Annotated in this window: 14 protein-coding genes; 7 read left to right on the top strand and 7 right to left on the bottom strand. The window is 35.4% G+C overall.

Translation table 11 applies throughout. The features are described from left to right. Positions 1–75: 75 nt before the first annotated feature. The 4 genes from AC07N0_RS14850 (at position 76) to AC07N0_RS14835 (ending at position 3,544) form a co-directional block, all read left to right on the top strand. Positions 76–552 carry a hypothetical protein gene (locus tag AC07N0_RS14850; protein WP_494589786.1) on the top strand — a complete coding sequence of 159 codons (477 nt, stop codon included), beginning with the start codon at positions 76–78 and terminating at the stop codon, positions 550–552. A gap of 7 nt (positions 553–559) precedes the next feature. Next, entirely contained in the window at positions 560–1,945 is a 1,386-nt protein-coding gene (locus tag AC07N0_RS14845) for a SulP family inorganic anion transporter (protein ID WP_494589785.1), read from the top strand. A gap of 226 nt (positions 1,946–2,171) precedes the next feature. Next, on the top strand, positions 2,172–2,417 hold the full coding sequence (locus AC07N0_RS14840) for a hypothetical protein (protein WP_492799037.1): 246 nt from the start codon (positions 2,172–2,174) through the stop codon (positions 2,415–2,417). A 122-nt stretch (positions 2,418–2,539) separates the two neighbouring features. Continuing rightward, positions 2,540–3,544 (top strand): LLM class flavin-dependent oxidoreductase, encoded by a 1,005-nt coding sequence (locus tag AC07N0_RS14835; protein WP_494589784.1) that lies wholly within the window; start codon positions 2,540–2,542, stop codon positions 3,542–3,544. 103 nt (positions 3,545–3,647) lie between these two features. On the opposite strand, the gene ggt is transcribed toward AC07N0_RS14835, so the two are convergent. Then, the gene (gene ggt / locus AC07N0_RS14830) at positions 3,648–5,444 is read right to left on the bottom strand and encodes a gamma-glutamyltransferase (RefSeq protein ID WP_494589783.1); all 1,797 of its coding nucleotides are present in this window, start codon (positions 5,442–5,444) and stop codon (positions 3,648–3,650) included. A gap of 283 nt (positions 5,445–5,727) precedes the next feature. Here ggt and AC07N0_RS14825 point away from each other — a divergent pair, with 283 nt between their 5' ends. After that, positions 5,728–7,392 (top strand): hypothetical protein, encoded by a 1,665-nt coding sequence (locus tag AC07N0_RS14825; protein ID WP_494589782.1) that lies wholly within the window; start codon positions 5,728–5,730, stop codon positions 7,390–7,392. 107 nt (positions 7,393–7,499) lie between these two features. Here the strand turns inward: AC07N0_RS14825 and AC07N0_RS14820 are convergent, their stop codons facing one another. The 3 genes from AC07N0_RS14820 to AC07N0_RS14810 all read right to left on the bottom strand — a co-directional run bounded on the left by AC07N0_RS14820 (position 7,500) and on the right by AC07N0_RS14810 (position 12,265). After that, on the bottom strand, positions 7,500–9,674 hold the full coding sequence (locus tag AC07N0_RS14820; RefSeq protein WP_494589781.1) for a S9 family peptidase: 2,175 nt from the start codon (positions 9,672–9,674) through the stop codon (positions 7,500–7,502). 62 nt (positions 9,675–9,736) lie between these two features. Then, positions 9,737–10,426 carry a pseudouridine synthase gene (locus tag AC07N0_RS14815; RefSeq protein WP_494589780.1) on the bottom strand — a complete coding sequence of 230 codons (690 nt, stop codon included), beginning with the start codon at positions 10,424–10,426 and terminating at the stop codon, positions 9,737–9,739. A gap of 330 nt (positions 10,427–10,756) precedes the next feature. After that, the gene (locus AC07N0_RS14810; RefSeq protein WP_494589779.1) at positions 10,757–12,265 is read right to left on the bottom strand and encodes a RagB/SusD family nutrient uptake outer membrane protein; all 1,509 of its coding nucleotides are present in this window, start codon (positions 12,263–12,265) and stop codon (positions 10,757–10,759) included. 368 nt (positions 12,266–12,633) lie between these two features. Here AC07N0_RS14810 and AC07N0_RS14805 point away from each other — a divergent pair, with 368 nt between their 5' ends. After that, positions 12,634–13,656, top strand: coding sequence for a nucleoside hydrolase (locus AC07N0_RS14805; RefSeq protein ID WP_494589778.1), 1,023 nt, complete (start codon positions 12,634–12,636; stop codon positions 13,654–13,656). 98 nt (positions 13,657–13,754) lie between these two features. Here AC07N0_RS14805 and AC07N0_RS14800 read toward each other — a convergent pair whose 3' ends face one another. From AC07N0_RS14800 to AC07N0_RS14790, 3 genes are all read right to left on the bottom strand, one after another. Further along, on the bottom strand, positions 13,755–15,251 hold the full coding sequence (locus AC07N0_RS14800; RefSeq protein ID WP_494589777.1) for a RagB/SusD family nutrient uptake outer membrane protein: 1,497 nt from the start codon (positions 15,249–15,251) through the stop codon (positions 13,755–13,757). A gap of 18 nt (positions 15,252–15,269) precedes the next feature. Further along, complete coding sequence (locus AC07N0_RS14795; protein ID WP_492799028.1) at positions 15,270–18,377, bottom strand: SusC/RagA family TonB-linked outer membrane protein; 3,108 nt, start codon at positions 18,375–18,377, stop codon at positions 15,270–15,272. Between the two features lie 508 nt (positions 18,378–18,885). Further along, positions 18,886–20,718, bottom strand: coding sequence for a DEAD/DEAH box helicase (locus AC07N0_RS14790; RefSeq protein ID WP_494589776.1), 1,833 nt, complete (start codon positions 20,716–20,718; stop codon positions 18,886–18,888). Between the two features lie 633 nt (positions 20,719–21,351). Here AC07N0_RS14790 and AC07N0_RS14785 point away from each other — a divergent pair. Further along, positions 21,352–22,575 carry a hypothetical protein gene (locus AC07N0_RS14785; RefSeq protein WP_492799026.1) on the top strand — a complete coding sequence of 408 codons (1,224 nt, stop codon included), beginning with the start codon at positions 21,352–21,354 and terminating at the stop codon, positions 22,573–22,575. The last annotated feature ends 30 nt before the right edge of the window (positions 22,576–22,605 follow it).

Below are 22,605 nucleotides of genomic sequence, written 5' to 3'. Positions count from 1 at the left end.
TCGAATTCTAATCTCGTTCTTAAAAGTTTATAATCTCCTCAAAATAGTTTTGTCACAACATCTAAAAGATAAGTGATGAAAAAAACTATTTTAATCCCGATTGACTTTCGTGTTGCATCGCTCAACACGCTGAAACTTGCGTTGGAACCCTATAGCGAAGACGCTATAGAGGTAATATTATTATATGCCGAATACTTGGGTGATTCCATTACAGAATTATTATTCTATACGCCTAAAAAGATAGTATCCACCCATATAACGCCCGAATTCAAGGAAGCATTAGAAATTATCCGCAACAGATTTGAAGGTAAGCTAAAGTATATCAATATTGAATTATTTCATGGATATACTACAAGTGCGATGAAAAATTTCCTTGAAGCAAACGCAGTCGACGAAATTTACATTGCTAAAAACTATCAGCTAAAAGAATCAAAAAATTCTTTTGACCCCACTCCTTTCCTCAAAAAATCAAATTATAAGGTGATTGAAGTAAGTATCGAAAATGATTTTGACCAAACAGAGCATGAACAATTAGTAGCACTATTTAACTAAAATAAAGATGAGCAAAAATACGTTTCCAACTACTCCCCTAGCAAGAATTAAGCTTTTCTTTACTTTTTTTGATTCACGTTGGGAGGATTTAACCAAAGAGTCATGGTTAAAAATAGTTTACAGAGATTTCAGTGCTGGATTGATTGTAGCTATGACCGCCATCCCAATGGCGATGGGCTTTGCAATGGCAATGGGGATGCGTCCAGAACACGGCATCATTGCAGGAGCATTAGCATGTGTAGTTGGTAGAACGTTTGGTGGCTCTAAATATCAAGTTTATGGCCCTACAGCAGCCTTTATTCCTGTTATTGCCAGCTTGATGGCCAAATATGGACCTACTAATGGTGGAGTATTTGAAACGGCTCATGGCTTTCTGATTTTGGTTTCCCTCATTTCAGGAGTTGTATTAATCATCATGGGTATTTTTGGCTTTGGTAGGTTTGCAAAACTCGTTCCCAATTCAATTATTGTGGGGTTTACAGTAGGCATTGCTCTGGTGATTGCTCTGACTAATCTTGAAGACATTCTTGGCATTGAATCATTCTCTGATTTATTAGGCCAAGAAGAAAATTTAAGTGGAGGTTTTATTGATAATATTCAGGTTGCCTTCCAAAATTTACATTTGATTAATGGATGGTCTATCTTTTTGGGTGTACTGACCTTCGCATTAACTAAGATACTATTACGAATTTCTATTTTCATTCCTGGTCCTGTTATTGCAATGGGCTTGGCTACAGTACTGTCCGCCACAGTATTGCAAGACAAGAACATTATTTTGGTTAAAGATTTATATGGTTCTATACCTAATAATTTTTTCAAATTTACCCCTCCCATTTTACCTGATTTAAATAGTACTGTTGTCATTGACATTATTTATTATGTCTGTGCCATCGTATTTGTGTCGGGTGTTGAAAGCATTTTATGCTCATCAATGGCTGATAAATTAGCCAACAACGAAAAAACGCCTTTTAACCCTGACAAAGAATTTTTTGGACAAGGAATGGTACAAATCATTACACCACTTGTCCAAGGATTTCCTTGTACTGGCGCATTAGCAAGAACCGCTACAAGCATCAAGGCAGGAGCACAAACACCTTTGGCAGGTTACTTCAAAGCAATTTTGAAATTATCTATGGCATATTATTTAGCCGAATACCTAGAACTCATTCCAATGGCATGTATCGGCGGTATTTTAGTCTGGGTATCTACGAATATGATTAAGCCTTCGGAAATAAAAGAGATAAAGCATTTAGGCAAATTTGAATTCTCAATGATGGTATATACAGCTGTAATGGTACCAGTAACCGATTTCCTAACAGGCGTATTATCAGCGTTAATTATTTATTTTCTCGTGAAAAAAGCATTCAAAAGACAAACACAAGTTCACGCATAATATTTTACCAACATACAAACATATATATGATAATTTGGTTTAAAACACACTTCTTAAGTGTGTTTTTTCTTTTCAAAAAGAAAAAATCTCCTAAATATATCGGTATATTTATTTAAAATACTTTATCAATAAATCTCATTTTTTTGTTTATTTTTATAGCTATAAAAATGATTATGCCTTTCATAATCAATCCATTAAACCAAACGCAAATCCTTAAACTAAACACATGAAAGAGAAACAACTACAAGAAATGACTTTAGAGGAACTGAAAGCCAAACAAAATAAGCTGAAATTAATAATTGGTATTTTTATAGGGGTATTTGCCGTCCTCTTGGGAGCTAGTTTATTTTTAATGAATAAAAAGGGTGGCTTTGTTGCTTCTACAACCTTGCCCGGAGCCTTTATTCCTGTCTTAGTAATTATGGGAATAAATATGAAAAAAGTTAAAGATGAGATTACAGCCAGAGGCTAACCAAATAACAGAGCATTACGTATATTGCTCTGTTATTAATTAAAAAGATAGTTGAATCAATGATTGGGCAAATTCGTTATTATCTGACAACACAGAAATGATAATAATAAACTTCAGCTCAAATGAAAAAGATTAAATTAAGTATATTAGACCAATCAATTATACACCCAAATAGTACAGCCCTTCAAGCCATTCAAGAAACCATTGAAACAGTTAAACTAGCCGAGCGTTTAGGCTATCATCGTTTTTGGGTTTCCGAACATCATAATTCAACTTTTATTGCGGGGTCAACGCCTGAAGTATTGATGGTAAAACTAGCCGACGAAACCGACCATATACGGATAGGTTCTGGAGGAATAATGTTGCCCAATCATAGTGCTTTAAAAGTTGCAGAAAATTTCAGGATGCTTGAAACATTATTCCCAGGACGTATAGACTTAGGGATGGGGAGAGCTCCAGGGGGAGATACCATCACAGCATCTTTGTTGAACCCTTCCAATGATTTTAAAGAAGAAAGTTATTTAAGACAGTTGAGTCATCTTCAGCATTTTTTTACAGATAGCGCTGGTACTTCAAAAGGAAGATTGTTAGCTATTCCACAGGCTTCTACTATTCCTATGCAATGGATTTTAAGTTCTAGTGGTGGAAGTAGTGCAATTGCTTCTCAATTTGGAATGGGCTTGGCAGTGGCCAAGTTTATCAACGGTCACGTAAATCCAGACATTGTCGAACATTATCGCAAGAGCTTTACTCCTTCATCGCAATTTGCTCAACCCAAAGAGTTACTTGCCTTATCAGTCATTTGTGCAGATACAGAAGAGAAAGCTAGACAGATGAGACACTTCCATGACTATACGCTAGTTAAATTTGAACAAGGTTTGTTTGATCAATTTGTTAGTTACGAAGAAATAAAGAACTATGATTTCTCTATGGCAGAAGCTGCTAGAATTAAAGCCAATAGTGCTAGAATAATATCAGGAACAAAAGATGAAGTAAAAGAGAAATTAACACGACTAGCTAATGAATTTGATATTGATGAAATAATGGTATCGACATTAACAGATAATAAAGAAGACAGGCTACATTCTTTTGAGTTGATTGCAGAAGCTTTTGGTTTAACGAAATAGAATAATAACACATCTGAATACCCAAAGTACATAAGCATTTAACAATCAATTCTTTATCACTAGCGAGGGACTTAAGTCCCTCGCTAGTGATAAAGAATCCTCCTCAATATCCTACTGCTGTATCATCTGCCCTTACGTCTGCTCCGCCTTCATAAATACCATCTGGCAATACTAAAATACAATCCATTCTACCGATAGTATTTTTCTGTGAATCTAACTTATACCCTTTTTCACGCATTCTTATCAAGGTTTTTTCTGTAAAAGCCCCCTCTTCAAAAGTAGTTCTGTCGGGTGTCCATTGGTGATGGAAACGGAGTGCATCAACTGCCTGTTGCATAGACATTTGGTGTTCAACAACATTTAAAAACACTTGAAAAACCGAAGTGATAATAGTAGACCCACCTGGAGTGCCTAAGACCATTAAAAGTTTACCATCTTTTTCAACAATCGTTGGTGTCATCGAAGAGAGCATTCTTTTGTTAGCAGCAATTGCATTGGCTTCATTCCCAATCAATCCATACACATTAGGCACGCCTGGCTTAATAGAAAAATCATCCATTTCATCATTCATTAAAAAACCCGCTCCATCCACCACTACTTTGCTTCCATAAGAGCCATTTAAAGTAGTAGTAATGGATACTGCATTTCCTTCTTTATCTACAAAAGATGAATGGGTGGTTTCTGTGCTTTCGTAACCCGAAATATCACCGCCTTTTACCATTTTGCTATCAGTTGCTTGCGAAAACTGAAAATCTTGCCAGCGTTTCTTCAAATATTCAGCCTCTAATAATTCCTTTTGAGGGACTTTGACAAAATCAGGGTCACCCAACCACTTTGAACGATCAGCATATACCCGACGTTCCGCTTCAATCATTACCTGTGTGGTGGAGTCGCTATGCCAACCCCATTTTTGAAGAGGATATGGTTCAACAAATTTCAGTAGTTGTAATAAAGCAATTCCTCCGCTTGATGGTGGGGGCATTGAAATTACTTTTAGGTTTCTATAATTCCCAACCACTGGTTCACGCCAAGCTGAATGATAGCTATCTAAATCTTTTTGAGTGATGATTCCTCCTCCTCTATTCATTTCAGCTAATAATAATTTAGCTGTTTCTCCCTCATAAAAGCCTTTTCTTCCTTGCTCTTGTATCAACCTAAGCGTTTTTGCCAAATCTTTTTGGATGAGTATTTCTCCTTCAACCCACTTAGCAGTATCTTCTTTCATGAAATACTTCTTGGTCGGATTAAACTTTAGTAAATCAGCTTTTACATTATTTAATCCTCTAGCTTCGCGAGCAGTCAGTTTTACACCATTCTCAGCTAAATCAATCGCTGGTTGTAATACTTGTTTCCAAGTAAGCTTTCCAAAGCGTTTATGGGCTTGTTCTAAGCCATCGACTGAACCAGGTGTACCGCTAGCCAAATGCCCTAACCAACTAGGCTGACCTGCCTTTATATCTTTGTTTTCATCTAAATACATGTCTCTGTTAGCATTCTCAGGGGCTTTTTCTCGATAATCCAACGTATAACTTATGCCGTCTTTATCACGATAAACCAGAAAACCACCGCCCCCGATATTCCCTGCTGCTGGGTGAACCACTGCCAAGGCAAACTGCGTAGCCACTGCGGCATCGATAGCATTCCCTCCTTGTTTTAGTATATCAACGCCCACTTGAGACGCAACTGGGTGAGTAGCCGCAACCATTCCATTTTTGGCATATACAGATGCCTTTTTAGCAAAGAAAGGCGAGGCATTGGGGTCTTCGTTACTAAATTGATAAAACCCTTGATTTTCAACTGGTTTTTGAAGAGAAGTATTTTGCTGGTTGGGTTGCGTCGTTTTACAAGCCCCTAAACCTATTAAGCAGATTGATAAAGTAAGTAAATGTTTTGACCTCATTTTGTTGATTTTTTATTTCAATTTACAGAATTCGCCTTATTTAAACAATTAAAATATTTGAATGCTGAATGATAACATTCTCTAAATGCCACTCATTTTCCATTATTTATTTTAAATATATCAAAATTGATTATTGATTAAAATCGTGAAAATTGGTTAGTAAATCGCCTTATGTTGAGTATGTTGGGCAAACTAACATTTATTTTATCATATATCGCTATTTTACTATCTACTGGCATAGAAATTTAGGTCTTTAAGTAGTTGACTCTTTACCATTAATTCTATGACACAAAATCCAAAAAATCCCTTCAAAAAAGTACTAATTGTTAGTCTTTATACATTACTTGCATTTTTAGCAATAGCAACCATCGTAGGACTATGGGGATTAAAACCATTATTATCAAAACGCATTCAATATGCTGTATTAAAAAGTACAGACAGTTTATATCACATTGACTTTAAAGACATTCAGTATAATATTACTGGTGGTGAAGCACGCATCTTGGGCGTGCGTTGGCAAGCAGATACTACTTTGTATAAGCAACTGGATTTAGCAAAAAAAATGCCTGATAATATTTATCAAGCTCAAGTAGATGAAATTCATTTAACAGGAATTAATCCTTGGACAATTATTTTTTCATCAAAGTTACATTTACAATCAATCAGCATCAAAGAACCAGTTATTCGGATTAACCATCACAGGCAATATTATAATTCTTTTAAAACCATTACGCCATTCTATACTATACTCTCAAAATTTGTAAAATCATTTTCTGTAGAAAGGGTAAGTTTAGATAATATCAATTTTACTTATATTAATCATTCTGAAAAGAAAACGCCTAGTACTAGCAAGGTAGAACATTTGGATATTGAGCTCACAGACTTATTAATAGATTCAACGTCTCATCGTGATAAAAGTCGTTTTTATTATATGAAAGAGTGTGTTTTTAAGCTAGATAAACTAGAAATACTGACAGAAGATTCATTGAATAAATTTAAAATAAAGGAGTTATTATTCTCTACTAAATCTAAATCATTATCGCTTGAACACTTGGAATATGAACCACAGTATAAGCAAATTGCTTATGGCAATAAAACTAATGGAGATGATAGAATCAGTATTGTTTGTAAAAATATCAAATTAGATTCTATAGATTTATACAAACTTTTTGAGGAGAAAAAAATCTATGCTAAAGCCCTTGGTATTAACAATGGGCAGATAAATGTATTTACCGATACACGTCTTTTCAAGCCACGTAAGAAAATGGATTATCGCCCTTTCCCACATGAAGCTTTTAGAAAATGGCAACTTAAATTTTTAATTGATACGATAAAATTAAGTCGTTTTAAAATAACGTATTCTGAATATAATCCTCAAACAAATTTAGTGGGCAATGTCATTTTTGACAAAGCGAATGGTCATGTCTATAACTTTACAAATGATTCTATCCCCTTAGCAAAAAATCCAAATTGCATCGTTTTTTTGAAATCTAAATTGATTAATAAAGCAAATGTTCATTTTTCTTTTCGCTTCAATGTAGCAGATAAACAAGGAGATTTTAGTTGTAGTGGCAAAGTATTTAATATGCAATTATCCACTGTAAATCAGGTAACGGAAGCTTTAGTAATGGCTAAAACTCAGGAAGGCTATCTTAGTTATTTTGCTTTTGATATGCATGGGAATAAATTCGGATTGAAGGGCTCTACTACGATGCTCTATCAAGGCCTAAATGTAATGATATATAAATTTCCTCCTGAAGACGGTGTCTTTAAAAAACGGAAACTATTATCTTTTATCGCCAATACATTTATCATCAAAAAAAGTAATCCAACAGGAAAGAAACCTCCAAGAATTGCTACTATCAATTATCAAAGGATCCCTGACAAGCCTTTTTTCTATACGCTTTGGAAAGGGTTGTTGGAAGGGATAAAAGGTTCGGTGCTGTAGCATTATTAAAAAGCATTCTAACAAAAACACCCGATAGGTTAAAACCTATCGGGTGTTTTTGTTAGAAATACGGCTGAATGCTCAAAGCTCATCACTCAAAGCTATTACTATCTTCCACCCGGTGGACAATATTGTTTCAAGTAATTAGTGTACAATGTATTTAAGTGCATTCTTGTTCCTTCGCCTTCATAAATGCCATGCGAACGATTTGGATATGCCATAAATTGAAACTGTTTGTTGTATTTAATCAGTTCATTTACCAACATTTCAGCATTTTGAAAATGTACATTATCATCCCCTGTTCCATGAATGTATAATAAATTTCCTTTCAAATTTTTAGCATAAGTAATCGGAGAACCATTCACAAAATCTTCTCTGTTTTCTTGAGGAATGCCCATGTATCTTTCCTGATAAATATTGTCATAAGAAAGCTGATTCGCTACCGCCGCTACAGCAATACCTGTTTGATAAATTTCTGGGTATTGAAATAATAAATTCAACGTAGTTGACCCTCCGCCACTCCAACCATGAACAGCTACTCTTGTAGGGTCGATGTATTTATTTTTCAATAATTCCTTCGCTGCCATTGCTTGGTCACGGATATTGATTTGTCCAATTTTACGATAAATTGCTTTTCTCCACTCACGACCCTTAGGTGATGGTGTTCCTCTTCCATCAATTGACACATAGATATAACCATCTTTTGCCATATCACCAACGTATAAACCATTTGAGCCTGCCGAATAAGTATCTTTTACTGTTGCTGAAGCAGGTTCTGTATAAACCATAAATACGATTGGATACTTTTTAGTAGAATCAAAATCATAAGGTTTTACCATCCACGCATCCACTGTAATATTATCTTCGGTCTTGATTTTCAAAAATTCAACCTTGTTTTTTCTTGGTTTTTGTTTTGTTATTTTCGCATCAATACCTTCTGCTTGATTAAAAGGTTTATGGTCGGGCAACGTAATCATTTCACTTACGGGACTAACTGTTGAGCTAGTAAAACGATGTTGAGCGAACTTACCCGTTGGCGAAATATTATAACTATGTGTTCCTGCTTGGTTTAAAGGTGAAACTTTTTCTGCTTTACCTTTCCCATCTAACGTAGTTCTATATAAATATTGTTGTGTAGCATTTTCTGGCGAAGCTGTGAAGTAAATAACATTCGTTTCTTCATTGAATGCTAAGAAACTAATTACATCAAAATCACCCACAGTTATCAACTTTTCTTTGCCATCTTTTCCAATAATGTATAAGTGATTCCAACCGTCTTTTTCCGATTGCCAGATAAAATCTTTTCCATTTTTCAACCAATCCCAGCCTACAGACTCACCTGCACGGTTATTTACATTAACCCAAGCTTTATCAGATTCAGTATAAAAAGTTTTGGCTACGCCAGTTTTAGCATTACAAAGCATCAATTTTGTTTCGTTTTGCTTGCGTGGCAATTGCTGAATAATGATTTCAGATGAATTACCAGCCCATTCCATTTTAGGAATATAGTTATTGGTTGACTCCCCCGGCACTTTCATCCAAATCGTTTTAGCGGTAGCAATATCTACAACGCCCACTTTACAAGCCGAAGGCTTCTCTCCTACTTTTGGATATTCTACAGGAATTACTTGCGAGTAGATAGAGTCTGTGGTATTCAACATGAAATAATCACGAATGGTATTAGCATCAATCTGCCAATAGGCAATAGATTTACTGTCTGGACTCCAACGAAAACCATCTCTACAATCAAATTCTTCTTCATAAACCCAGTCGAAAGTACCGTTGATTAGTTTTGTAGTTCCATCTTTGGTCAATGCTTTAATTTTGTTGGTTGCAAGGTCTTCTACATAAATATTATGTTTTGAAACATACGCAACTTTTGACCCATCAGGTGAGAACTTCGCAAACATCAAAGATGATACAGGCATGCCTTTTCCTAATTGCTTAAGTTGTTTGGTGGCAATGTCTAATACCCAATAATCGCCACGCGTTTCGTAACGCCATACTTTTTTGCTGTTGGTAAAAATCAATACTTTTTTAGCATCTTCTGAAAAGGTATAGTTTTTGATTGATAAAGCTGTGGTTTGTCCTTTAGGAATCAGTAAATCTGAGGTAACAATAACTGTTTTTTGTAAAGAAGGAAGACTTACTCTTGAGATTTGACTCCCTTCCAATGAAGTATAAGAAGTACCATCAGTATCCCAATTAATGCCCTGAGCAAACAATCCTGCTGGAATAAGTATCAGGGTTAATAATAGTTTAGTAAAGTGTTTTTTGTTCATGATTTTTAATTGATGAATGAAAGACGAAAATAGCAAAACATTTTGCTTATACCTATCATTGGTTAAACTTCCTGTTGAATTTCTGTCATTGATAAATACCTGTATGTGCTGGGCGTTAGGTTTTCTAATAATACTTTCCCAATTCGGGTTCTGATAAGCTCTAATACTTCGTAGTGCAATTGATAGCACATTCTCCTAATTTGTCTATTTAGCCCTTGCACTAAAATAATCTTAAAACTGAAATCCGTAATTTTTTCTACCTGACAAGGCAAAGTCATTTTACCCATGATTTGTATACCGCTTGACATTCTAGTAATAAATTCTTCATCAATTACTTTATCGACCGTCACCAAATACTCTTTTTCGGTTTGGTGTTCTTTACGAAGTGTTTTATCAAACAAGCGACCATCATTTGTCAATAATAATAAGCCTTCAGATTCCTTATCTAGCCTGCCTACAGGGAACAGCGCGTCTTCAAAAGGCAAAATCTCTTTCAGATTTTCAGGAATACTGGTATTCAATGTCGTTTCTATGCCTCTGGGTTTATAGAAGGCTAGATAAATCATTTTTTTACCTTCTTTGATAAGTTGATTATTATAAATGACTTCATCTTCAAGGTTGATAATGACATTCTCATTAACCATCAAACCATTGACCATAATCGCCCCAGATTGAATCAGCGACAAAGCCATTTTGTTAGCAATTTGGAGACGTTTAACGAGTAAATATTGAAGACGATTTCTGAAAGTCATGTGGTAGTCAGAAGGTTTTTTGGTACAAGATACATTAGAATTGTCAACTTTTGAAAAGTTGACAATTCTGCTACATCTTCTCCCTTCTTGGAGTTATCTCCAACGAGATGTCCATAAGTAACAAATCTACATATAAAAAATACCAACAAAGTTGATACAGTTGTTGGTTTTATTTTAGTTTGTCTAGAAGACAATTTCATTCACCATTTCTAATATTAATAAAGAACACCATAGAAAAGGCAAAGGCATGGGACAGTCAGAACAGGGAGTTTATATTTTATTTGAATTAAAACCAAAGCAGTCAATTGACCGCTTTGGTTAACTAATAAATTATGGATTTTGTACCATGTATTTATTTAATGCAATCTCAGTGGATGGAATTGGCCAAATATATGCAGATGCTGTTGTTTCAATCAAACTAACATTAGCTTTAGCTGGAAGAGGTAAAAGGTTACGTTGTAAATCTATTGAACGAAAACCTTCTCCTAAAAATTCTATTCTTCTTTCGGTCAAAATGGCGTTAACTAAATCTTTTCCTGTAGTAAATTTATTATCAGCATAAACAGTAGTAGATCGTCCTCTAACAGCATTTAATAAAATTAAAGCCGAAGCATCAATCCGGTCTTCTGCTAGTTTAGCTTTTGCTTCTGCTAGGTTTAACAATACTTCTGCATAACGGATTACTGGGATATAATCTTTGTGGTCTGGTCCGGTGGGGAACTTTGTTAATCGATAAAGACCTTGATCTCCTACAAAATCTCTTTTTACAAAATTTATATATCTAGCATCAGTACTTGTAAAAGCGGCATTAGCCAGAATACCTTCAGGGTTTAAAGCAAAATCTCCATTCCCAATCAATGGCATGTAGAAACTCGCTAAAGCATTGTTTTTTCCTGGCAAGTCACTTTCATTTTCTTCTCCCATTGGAAACGAAAACATAGATTCCGTCGATTTATATGGAGGAATAAAAACAGAAACGACAGATGTTTGCAATGTATTTGCCACACCAGTAAGAGCTTTGAACGGAGCTGTAGGCGAAACTATTTTATTGGCTTCTCTCACTACATCACTCCATTTTCTCATGGTTAAATAAACACGAGTTTTCAAGGCAATCACACTATTTTTATGAGGTTTAGTATTATTTAAAGCTGAGGTAGGATATAAAGAAGGAAGATTTTCTTCTGCATAGTTTAGGTCTGCTATTATCTGTTCATAAACATCACCTACCGTACTTCGTCTCATATGCATATAATCATCAGTACCATAGAACTGTGTTGATAAGCGTAAAACAACTCCAAGGTTTTGAGCATCATCTCTGATATATTGCTGAGCAAAAGTATTAATCAAAGCATAATAATTAAGAGCTCTTAGAAATCTAGCTTCAGCACTGTATTTCGTTGCTGTGGCTGCATCAACATAAGAAGGACTTTTATTTAATGCTTCAATAAAACCATTTATATGATTTATTGCTTTGTAAGCAGCTGCCCACATTTCACTAGGTTCTGATGAAACTGCGGTAATTTTTTGTCGCCACACTTCATATGCTGTAGCAACATTTGAGGTTGTATTCAAAAAATCCTCTCCACGAACATCATTGTATACATAATAACGCCCTCCAAATAGCTGACCAGACTTAGTAAGTGAGTACAAACGACTTAACATTATCGAAACATCATCAGCAGACTTAAAAACTACTAAAGAGGTTGCTACAACGGGTAATGGTATAATGTCAGCTTTTTTTGTACATGTGAATGTTACTGAAAATATTATCGTACAAACTATAAATAGTTTATACATTTTCCATTGATGTTTTAATCTAGGGTAAATAGCTAATTTCATATTATTTATAATAAAGTGTTTATGTAGTTTTTAATTGTAAGTATAGTTATTTACTATTTTATCAACAAATTACTAGATTTGCATGGTTTTTCAAAAAACTAACACGTAAAACTCTATTTTAATTAGTAGAAATAATACAAATTTCTAAACATCAAAGCATTGATTAAAAACTAGCGATTGAGAAAAATAATACTTTGAAGTAGTTTTACATTATCCTTTCTTTTATTACAATTAGTTTACTTTGTCACCCTTTTGCTTCGAAAACATCCACAATAACCAACAAAAATCTTTTTCATGAATTTACTTTGTAATTAGAAAACCAATGTAAATTTGATTTTCTAATCAATCTATCAAGCCATGAAAAGCCAATGCTAAAAAAACACAATCTTTTACTATCAATATTTTTATTGATAGCCCCCATCCTATTATTTGCTCAGAATACTTCCAATAATAGTGCAGTAATACCACGAATACGCGTAATTGTTGACAATGATTTCAGTGGTGACCCTGATGGATTGTTTCAGCTTGCACATTTACTGCTTTCTCCTTCAGTAGAAATAAGAGGTATTATTGGCTCGCACTTAAGTGTCAATGATGGCTTCGACCCTTCAAAAACGCAAGCAGAAAATGCTGCGAATAAAGCAAAGGAATTATTACAAGTAATGGCAATTAAAAATAATATCTCTGTCTTTGCGGGTTCAAATACTGCCATGTTGAATGATAGCACGCCTGTGAAAAGTGAAGCTGTCAATTTTATTATCCAAGAAGCTTTACGCACTGATACTAAATTGCCCTTGTATGTACTTTGCGGTGCAGGTTTAACGGAGATTGCATCGGCTGTTTTAACAAACCCTCAAATCACCAATAAGTTGACATTAATTTGGATTGGTGGGTCTGAATATAATGATTTGGCATTACCTCCTCCTAATTTTTCTGACCCAGAATATAACCTTAAAATAGACATTTCGGCGGCAGCGGTTGTATTCAATAAATCGAATATTGCTTTGTGGCAAATACCAAGAAATGCCTATCGACAGTGTATCGTTTCTTACTCGGAACTTTTGGTAAAAGTTAAACCAACAGGGAAAGTAGGGAATTATTTGACTACTGTGTTAGAAAATTTGATGAAGAGAATCCAACCTTATTATAATATTGGCGAGACCTATGTTTTAGGAGATAGTCCTTTAGTATTGTTGACAGCTCTTCAATCATCTTTTGAAGCTGATCCATCATCAAGTAATTATGTTGTGAAGCTGGCTCCAAAAATCAATAAGCTTGGTGCTTACGAATATAATCATAAAGGACGAAGCATCAGGGTTTATAATCACTTAGATACTCATTTACTGTTTGAAGACTTTTTTGCCAAACTAGCATTAATAAACCCTTATTGATTGCTTAATTTATGGAAGCTTAATATGAATAGCTTTTACTAAAAAGGGTCAGTTGAAATATTCCAACTGACCCTTTTTAGTAAAAGCTACATTAATAATTATGGGTTAGGAGCACAATCTTTATTAACGTTGATTTCTGTCTGTGGAATCGGCCAGATATAAGCTGGAGATGTAACAGGAATCGCAGCAATGTTAGCTTTAGCAGGAAGTGGTAAATTATTACGTTGCAAATCAATTGAACGGAAACCTTCACCTAAGAATTCAATTCTTCTTTCTGTTAAAATAGCATTTACTAAAGCTGTTCCTGTCGCAAAATCAGCAGCAGTATAAGCTGTCGTTGAACGACCTCTCACAGCGTTTAACAAAGCTAATGCAGAAGCATCAACGCTTGCACCACCTAATCTAGCTTTAGCTTCAGCAAGGTTTAACAAAACCTCAGCATAACGCAATACTGGCACAAAATCTTTGTGAACAGGACCAGTTGGATATTTTGTTAAACGGTAACGACCAGCGTCACTTGCAAAATCATTTTTTACAAAATTAACACGTCTAGCATCTGTTGCAGAGAAAGCTGTACTAGCCAATATACCAGCAGGATTCAAAGAGAAATCACCAATACCAATTAAAGGTAAGTAATAACTAGCCAAACCATTTTGAGTACCTGGTAAATCGTTATCGCCCATCGGGAACGAGAAGATAGATTCAACTGTAGTATAAGGTGCTGCAAATACAGAAGCTACAGACGCTTGTAAAGCATTAGCAACACCAGTAGCTGCTTTATAAGGAGCACTCGTTGAAACAATTTTATTTGATTCTGTCACTACATCAGCCCATTTGCCTATTGTCAAATTTACACGCACTTTCATCGCAATCGCACTGTTTTTGTGTGCGCGAGTAGTATTCAATGCTGCTGAAGCATAAGTAGCAGGAAGGTTTTGCTCAGCATAAGTCAAATCAGAAAGAATTTGAGTATATACTTCTGCTACAGTACTTCTCTTCAAATTGTTGTTACCACTACCTACTTCGCCCGTCAAACGTAAAGGTACGCCTAAGCTTGCACCATTATCTTTCGTATAAGGCTGCGCATAAGTGTTTACTAATGAATAATAAATTAAGGCTCTCAAAAATCTAGCTTCAGCTTTATATTGTGTAGCCAAAGTAGCATCTATCACGCCTGCATTTTTATCTAAACCTTCAGCAAACAAGTTGGCACGGTTGATAGCTAAATATGCGGCATTCCACATATTGGTAGGCTCATTTGAAGACGAGTTGTTTGTATGGTTCCAAGTTTGTAAGGCTGTTACAGCATTAGAAGTTACATTCAAAAACTCTTCGCCACGTACGTCATTATAGACATAATAACGACCACCATACAATTGTCCAGATTTTGCACTTGAATACAAACCATTTACCTGTGCTAAAACACGGTCTGGTGTTGAAAAAGCTTGTAAATCTGATAATGATGTAATAGGAGCTGGTTCAAGCAAACTTTTTTCATCACAAGCTAACATCGTGGTTAGCAGCATGATAGAAGCCATCGATATTTTGACAGTCTTTCCTACGCTTCTAAAAGGATTATTTATATTTTTTTTCATCTTAAAATCAATTTGAAATTAGAAATTAACTGATAGACCAACTGTGTAAGTACGTGCTTGAGGTGTAGAGTTACGGTCAACACCAGGAGCAATGTTTGAGTTACGGTTAGTTGAAATTTCAGGGTCAGCACCAGTGTATCCTGTAATGATAAATGCATTTTGCACTTGAGCATACAATCTAGCACTCGAAATTTTTGCTTTTTCTAACAAGCCTTTTTTGAAAGTATAGCCTAAAGAGATATTACGCATACGGATAAAATCACCTTTTTCTACGTTTTCAGAGATTGGCGTTGAAGAACCATTTGAGATATTATCACCAAATACTAAACGTGGGATATTAGTAATATCTCCGTCTTTTTGCCAGCGATTCAAGATATCAGTGTGGTTGTTCCAAGCACGTTGGTCACGAAGACCTGCTTTTGTACCATTATAGATATAGTTACCTCCTGAGAATTGTAAGAATACACCTAAATCAAATGATTTGTATTTGAAAGTATTGTCTAACCCACCAAAGAATGTAGGGAAAGCTGTACCCCATACCATACGGTCTGAACCAGTAATTGCAGGAGCAGTTGTTCCATCAGCTACATAAGTCCATTTTCCTGGGTGTGAATATTGTACTTCTTTACCAGCAGCATTTACAAAAATACGTTGTCCATTTTTAGGGTTAACGCCTCTTGTTTCTACTACGAAAATACTACCTACTGGATAACCAACACGAACGATGTTTGAGCTTTCCAAACCACCTGTTGAAGCAATAATGTCAGCATTGTTGTTTGCTAAAGCCAATACTTCGTTTGAGTTTGTCGAGATATTAAAGTTAGCATTCCAAGAAAATCCTTTCTTTTCAAGTACTAAAGCACTCAATGTAAATTCCCAACCTTTGTTAATCATCGAACCAACGTTTGTGTTGATTGAGTTGTTAGGTACACCACGTGAAGGTGCTTGAGGCTCAGCCAATACTAAGTCTGTAATATCATTTTTGTAATAGTTGATTTCCCCAGAAATTCTGTCGTTGAACAAACCATAGCTTAAACCGATATCTAACTTAGTACTTTGTTCCCATCTAAGATTTGGGTTACCTGCCTGCGCAAATGCCCAAGTTGGTGATGAGCCATATAAACCAGAGCCAAATAAACTTAAAGAAGCGAAGTCACTTACACCAGTGTTACCTACACGGCCCCAGCTAGTACGCAATTTCAATTCATTTACAGTATTAGCTAAAGAAGACTCTTTCCAGAATGATTCTTCAGATAAACGCCATCCTAAAGATGCTCCTGGGAAGTTACCCCATTTGTTACCAGTAGCATAAGCCGAGTAACCATCACGACGTAATGTGAATGAAGCGATATATTTTTTGTCGTAATCGTAGTTCAAACGTCCAAAATAAGAAAGTAAACCATTTTGAGTTTGGTAGTTACTAGTACCAGCCACGTTGTTTACGAAACTACCTTGGAAGCTAGTAAAGAATGGGTCAGAAACGTTGTTTCTTGTAGCACCCCAACGGTTAACTGTAAATTTCTGAGCTTCAGTACCTACTACAATAGTCGCGTTATTTTTACCAATATTGAAATCGTAAGTCAAATAATTTTGCCAGTTCCACTGCTTGATATTTGTATAATAGTTAGTAGCAATACCGTTACTACCACCACCTTCACCATGAACTGGATTACTAAAGCTGATATCTTCAACTTGCGTATTATCCATACCATAAGATGTTCTGAATACTAAGCCTTTGTACAATTTAACATCAGCAAAAACATTTGCGATTAAGTGAGCATTCTCTGAAGTAAATTTACTTAAATCCAAATCAGGGATTGGGTTATAATATCCACCCGGACCTTGTAAGTTATTACCCAAGCCCATGTTGTTACCTGCTTTGTTGATGTTATATGAACCATCCGCATTATAAGGAGCAATGTTTGGAGCCAATACCATTGGTAAACGACCTAGACCACCTGTAGAGAAAGCACCTGTTGTTCCTGTGTTAGGCGATTGGTTAAAGCTGTTTGCATAAGTAAGGTTTGAACCTATCGTGATATAGTCATTCAATTTATGCGAAACGTTCATACGGCCTGTCATACGGCTAAAGGTATTTTTCTTAACCATACCTGCTTGATCAGTATAACCAACTGAGAACGAATACTTTGTATCCTTGTTTCCACCATTCAAGCTTAAGTTATGGCTTTGTGAAATACCTGTTTGATATACATAATCATACCAGTTTGTATTTACTAAGCTACCGTCAGCATTGTATGAAGGGAAAAATTGATTCGCTAAACCAGCATTTTTTGCAGCTTCATTTTTAATATCCATGAACTGCTGTGCATCCAACATTTTGAACTTTCTAAATGTTTGTGTAGATCCTACCCAAGTATCATACGATAATTTTGCTCTGCCTTCTTTTCCTTTTTTAGTACTAATCAACATTACACCTGCAGCCGCTCTAGAACCATAAATAGCCGTAGCAGCAGCATCTTTCAAAATCTCAACTGACTCAATATCAGATGGGTTAATATCACCAAGAGGGTTATTAACTGTATAACCACCTGCTGATACATCGCCCGAGTTGATAGGCATTCCGTCAATTACGATTAATGGAGATGAACTTTGGTTGATTGAAGATGTACCACGTACACGGATGATAGGAGCATTGTTCAATACACCGTTTGGAGTAGTGATATTTACACCTGATACACGTCCTTGTAGACCTTGGTCAAATGATTGTACTGGTTGTGAAGCAATATCTTTTCCAGATACCGATGTTACTGAGCCAGTAATTACTTTCTTGCTCTGAGTACCATAACCTACTACTACAACTTCGTTCAATTCAGAGATATCTAAATCTAATTGAGCATTGATTGTTTTTTGGTTACCCACCTTTACAGACTTAGGCTTAAAACCTACGAAGGTAAATACAAGCGTTTCGCTTGGTGAAGCATTGATGGTGAATGCGCCATTTGCACCTGTTGTGGTTCCACGAGTTGTACCCATTACGGATACACTTACTCCTGGTAGCTCGGAGCCATTTTCTGACGTTGTGACTTTTCCTGTAATCTTATTCTGAGCAAAGAGTATGCTCACACTGAAGACTAACAGCATGGTAAGTAGAAGTCTCTTCTTCATGCAATAATGGAGTTTTAGTTAGTTGATGATTTATACTTATAATGACTAATTTGTTAATTTTTCGTTAACAAACTTGATATGTGAAAGTATACAGTAACAATTGTTGAAACAAGTACTTTTTTCCAATAACATCTTGAAAATAAAATAAATACAACAAAAAGGTTTATTAATACCATATTTTGGCATTTTTTTAATAAACCAAAGTGTTATTAATTTTTCAAAAAACTAATCTATCCAAAGTATTTTACAGAATATCACTAAAAGACTTACATATTATATGGTTATTTATACTTAATACAAAATAATATTTCATACTCATCACCTAGTAATCATAAGTATTTGGCAATGTCTAACTTCTTTGAAATCTTGAGATAGCGTTTATCAAAAATAGATACTAAGTAATTCCACATGAAGTAGCTAAAACTCTTGATAAAATGTATACCTGATATAAAGCAAAAACGCCACTGTGACGAATCACAGTGGCGTTTTCAACTATCTTATTTTGAGATTAATTGCTTGGTTTAGCAATCTCAACATTTACTCTTTTTCCTTTAATAGAAGCGCCTTCCATACGGTTCAAAACAGTAGTTGCATATTCTTTCGGAACATCAACAAATGAATATTTATCAAAGATGTTGATTTGTCCTAAAGTATTTCCAGGAATTCCTGACTCTCCAGCGAAAGCACCTACGATATTAGCAGGAGAAATCTTTTCGTCAAAACCAATGTTAACAAACATTCTTACCATGTTGGCATCCTGACGGTATGGCTTACCAGCTTTGTCTGTACGAGGACCACGGTCTTCAAAAGAACGAGGCTGACGGTCGTTTGAGCGACCACCTGAACGGTCATCACGTGAATTACCACGATCAAAACGGCCAGTGCTACCACCTTCTCTATTTCCAAAACGATTTCCTGATTCACGATTTCCACCACGACCAGCATCTCTGCTTCCGAAACGGTCACCACTTCCACTACGCTCGTTTCTACGTGCATTGCGTTCTGCTTCTCCGTCTAAGTTTTCATCAGCGAATTCGTTTTTAGCAACACCCATGTTCATTTTAACTAAAGCAGCAATAATTTGCTCAGCAGTAAATCCTGAATGCTCTAATGAAGAATATACATCACCGAACAATTCTAAATCACCCGCTTGGATAGTATTTTGAAGACGTTCGATAAACATTCCTTTTTTCACACCAACAACATCTGAGAATGATGGAATTACACCTTTGTCAATTTTAACTTTAGTATAATTCATGATGTCGCGTAGACGGTTGCGTTCTGAACCTACTACTAAAGTAAATGCTTTACCTGATTTACCAGCACGACCAGTACGACCGATACGGTGTACATAATATTCTTCATCTAATGGAATGTCATAGTTAAATACAGCATCCACATCACTTACGTCAATACCACGTGCAGCAACGTCTGTAGCTACTAAGATAGTTACTACGCCTGAACGGAATTTAGCCATTACATTTGTACGTTGTGCTTGGCGTAAATCTCCATGAAGACCTTCTGCTGCATAACCACGTAATACTAATTCTTCTACAACTTCGTCAACTTTTTTCTTCTGGTTACAGAATACCAACGCTAATTTAACAGCATGTAAATCCATCAAACGCGTCATTACTTCTAATTTAGCTTTTCCTTTTACATCAAAGTATAATTGTTCGATGTTAGCATTAGTAATTTCGTTTTTCACTACTTTCACTAATTTAGGGTTATTCTGGTAGCGAGAAGTCAAGGCCATGATAGGCTTAGACATGGTAGCTGAGAAGAAAACTGTTTGACGGTCTTCGTTAGTTTCTTGTAAGATACTTTCGATATCTTCACGGAAGCCCATGTCTAGCATTTCATCTGCTTCGTCAAGAACTGCCATTTTAACATTTTCAAGTTTCAAAGCACGTCTTTCGATTAAATCGATAACACGTCCTGGCGTACCAACAACGATGTTTGCACCTGCTTTTAAGGACTTGATTTGACGTTCGATTGAATCACCACCGAAAACAGTAGTTACCCAAACGCCTTTTTTGTATTTTGATAATTTTTTAATTTCTTCAGTTACTTGAACAGCCAACTCACGTGTTGGGCAAAGTACTAAACCTTGTACGTATTTATCGAAAGCGATAACTTTGTCAATCATCGGGATACCAAACGCCGCAGTCTTACCTGTACCTGTTTGTGCTTGTCCGATTACATCACGACCTTCTAATAAATAAGGAATTGCTTCTGATTGGATTGGTGAAGCAGTTTCGAACCCCATGTCCTTTACTGCATTTTTGATGTCTTCCGACACGGAAAGCTCATCGAATCTTAATCTTGTGATTTCACTCATGATTTTTCTAAAACGATTTCAAAGACGTGCACAATCAGTAAGAAATAGGATAAAACCAATTTCTTTAGGATATGTGGTATTCAAAGATTTCGTTGCCTTTGTTTGTATAGCCTATCAAACGACATGAAGAAGATTGAGGGCATCGACCTGATGCTCCACTCGTTCCTGAGACTAATAATTTGTAATTGATTTGAAATAATTGCTTTAATGATGCCCGAACATCCGTTAAAGCTCTGGGAGACCGACTTAGAACTGTAAAAAGTTCCTGAGAAGAATTGTTTCGTATCCAACGAAACGTACACAGAGACGTGCGGATGTTTTTTGTATTAATTTTTCACAAAGGTACGCCAATGTTTTGTATTAGCAAATGTTTTTTGCATTTTTTTTAGAAAATAAAATTTTGCCTTCACAATTTTACTAATCAACTAATAGTATCACACAACATCGAGATGCATTTATGGTCTTAAAATGTTATATAATTAAAAAGGCTTTCTATCCATCCTACTGAAAAGAATATTCCGTTTTCAAAAATTATTGCAGAACCAAACAGATTTATGTAAAATTTGTGAAAACTTTAACCAATATTTAAATAGATATAAGCGTTATATCTAAAATAACAATTTGTATTATTCCATGAAAAAATCAATCTTATTAAGTTTAATCGGCTATTTAATTTGTATTAATACGGGTTTTTCGCAAGTCTTCTCAGATTCTGTATTTATAAATATTCAAGGTACCATAGGAAAGCTTCAAAGCGAAAACGAAAACCTAAAAAGCCGCTTAGAAATGCAAAGTCGTTCACTGTCGGACATTTCTAAGAATCAATCGCTCAGTGATAAGACCAAATGGGAGAAAATTAGAACTAACTTGATAAAAAGTGCGGAGGTATATAAAATTTTAAGTGATGATATTATCGATTTGAAATCACAGGTAATTAACCAAGACTACCAAGGCTATATCAAAAAACTTAGTTCGGTTGAAAAAGGACCATTAGGATTTTCTTTTGAGGAGGTAATCATGAAGACGGCTCAAAACAAAGCTATTTTCACAAAAAAAGAAAAGAACGAACGTTTTATGACTGTCTTGAAGAGTTTGAAAGATAGTCCCATCGTAGGACTAATTCCTTATGCTTCCCAAGCTGTAAATCTTTCTACGGCTGCTGTAAACGTTGCCTATGCAGCGGGTGTACAAGACAAACAGGTGAATTTTGATAAAATTCGTGAGTTTGAAAAAGAATTACAACGATATACTGGCTTTTATAATGCGTTAGACAAAGCAAATTTAACGAATACAAACTCTAGCTCTCAAACTGTTACTTTACTAGAAGCACTCCAATTAGATTTATTGGAAAAATTCAAAAAGGATGTGCATAAAGTAGGCTATAATCCAAGAGATATGCGCAATGAAGAGACACTGGATGACTACTTCAATTATATGGTTAATGAGTTCAATACAGATTATGTAAAGAAAAGAATTGGCGATATTGAAAGTAAGTATGTTCAGAAAGATGGCAAAATAAACTTAAGCGATATGTTGCAGACAGAATTGGATGTTCGTCATGTAAATAATAATCTAGACTATTTGCAAGCTTTGTGTAATCGTTTTATTGGTATCCATGACCAATATTTTGATTTAGAAAACCGCTATTTCGACCAAGTAAAACAAGCTATCAGCGTAGCCAAAGCTAATAATATTATAGAAGCCGTAGGCGACCGCCCAGCACAGATGGTTTATGATGATTTAATAAAAGAACTTGGAGCGAAAAAGAAAAAGAAAGATTCGGCTATTAAGTCAAGTATCAATATCAAGGAATTGAAGGATAAAATTGATTCAGTAGATATTTATAAGATACTTTAATTTTTAAAATCTTTATCTACAAAATACCTC

It is taken from the genome of Arcicella sp. GW821-FHT09D11, assembly GCF_059416265.1.
Note: the sequence above shows the minus strand (reverse complement) of the source record. Positions and strands in the feature narration are given on the sequence as shown.

Coding starts and splice junctions, on each gene's coding strand:
- AC07N0_RS14850 (WP_494589786.1), top strand. CDS start 76: ATGAAAAAAACTATTTTAATCCCGATTGACTTTCGTGTTGCATCGCTC.
- AC07N0_RS14845 (WP_494589785.1), top strand. CDS start 560: ATGAGCAAAAATACGTTTCCAACTACTCCCCTAGCAAGAATTAAGCTT.
- AC07N0_RS14840 (WP_492799037.1), top strand. CDS start 2,172: ATGAAAGAGAAACAACTACAAGAAATGACTTTAGAGGAACTGAAAGCC.
- AC07N0_RS14835 (WP_494589784.1), top strand. CDS start 2,540: ATGAAAAAGATTAAATTAAGTATATTAGACCAATCAATTATACACCCA.
- ggt (WP_494589783.1), bottom strand. CDS start 5,444: ATGAGGTCAAAACATTTACTTACTTTATCAATCTGCTTAATAGGTTTA.
- AC07N0_RS14825 (WP_494589782.1), top strand. CDS start 5,728: ATGACACAAAATCCAAAAAATCCCTTCAAAAAAGTACTAATTGTTAGT.
- AC07N0_RS14820 (WP_494589781.1), bottom strand. CDS start 9,674: ATGAACAAAAAACACTTTACTAAACTATTATTAACCCTGATACTTATT.
- AC07N0_RS14815 (WP_494589780.1), bottom strand. CDS start 10,426: ATGACTTTCAGAAATCGTCTTCAATATTTACTCGTTAAACGTCTCCAA.
- AC07N0_RS14810 (WP_494589779.1), bottom strand. CDS start 12,265: ATGAAATTAGCTATTTACCCTAGATTAAAACATCAATGGAAAATGTAT.
- AC07N0_RS14805 (WP_494589778.1), top strand. CDS start 12,634: ATGCTAAAAAAACACAATCTTTTACTATCAATATTTTTATTGATAGCC.
- AC07N0_RS14800 (WP_494589777.1), bottom strand. CDS start 15,251: ATGAAAAAAAATATAAATAATCCTTTTAGAAGCGTAGGAAAGACTGTC.
- AC07N0_RS14795 (WP_492799028.1), bottom strand. CDS start 18,377: ATGAAGAAGAGACTTCTACTTACCATGCTGTTAGTCTTCAGTGTGAGC.
- AC07N0_RS14790 (WP_494589776.1), bottom strand. CDS start 20,718: ATGAGTGAAATCACAAGATTAAGATTCGATGAGCTTTCCGTGTCGGAA.
- AC07N0_RS14785 (WP_492799026.1), top strand. CDS start 21,352: ATGAAAAAATCAATCTTATTAAGTTTAATCGGCTATTTAATTTGTATT.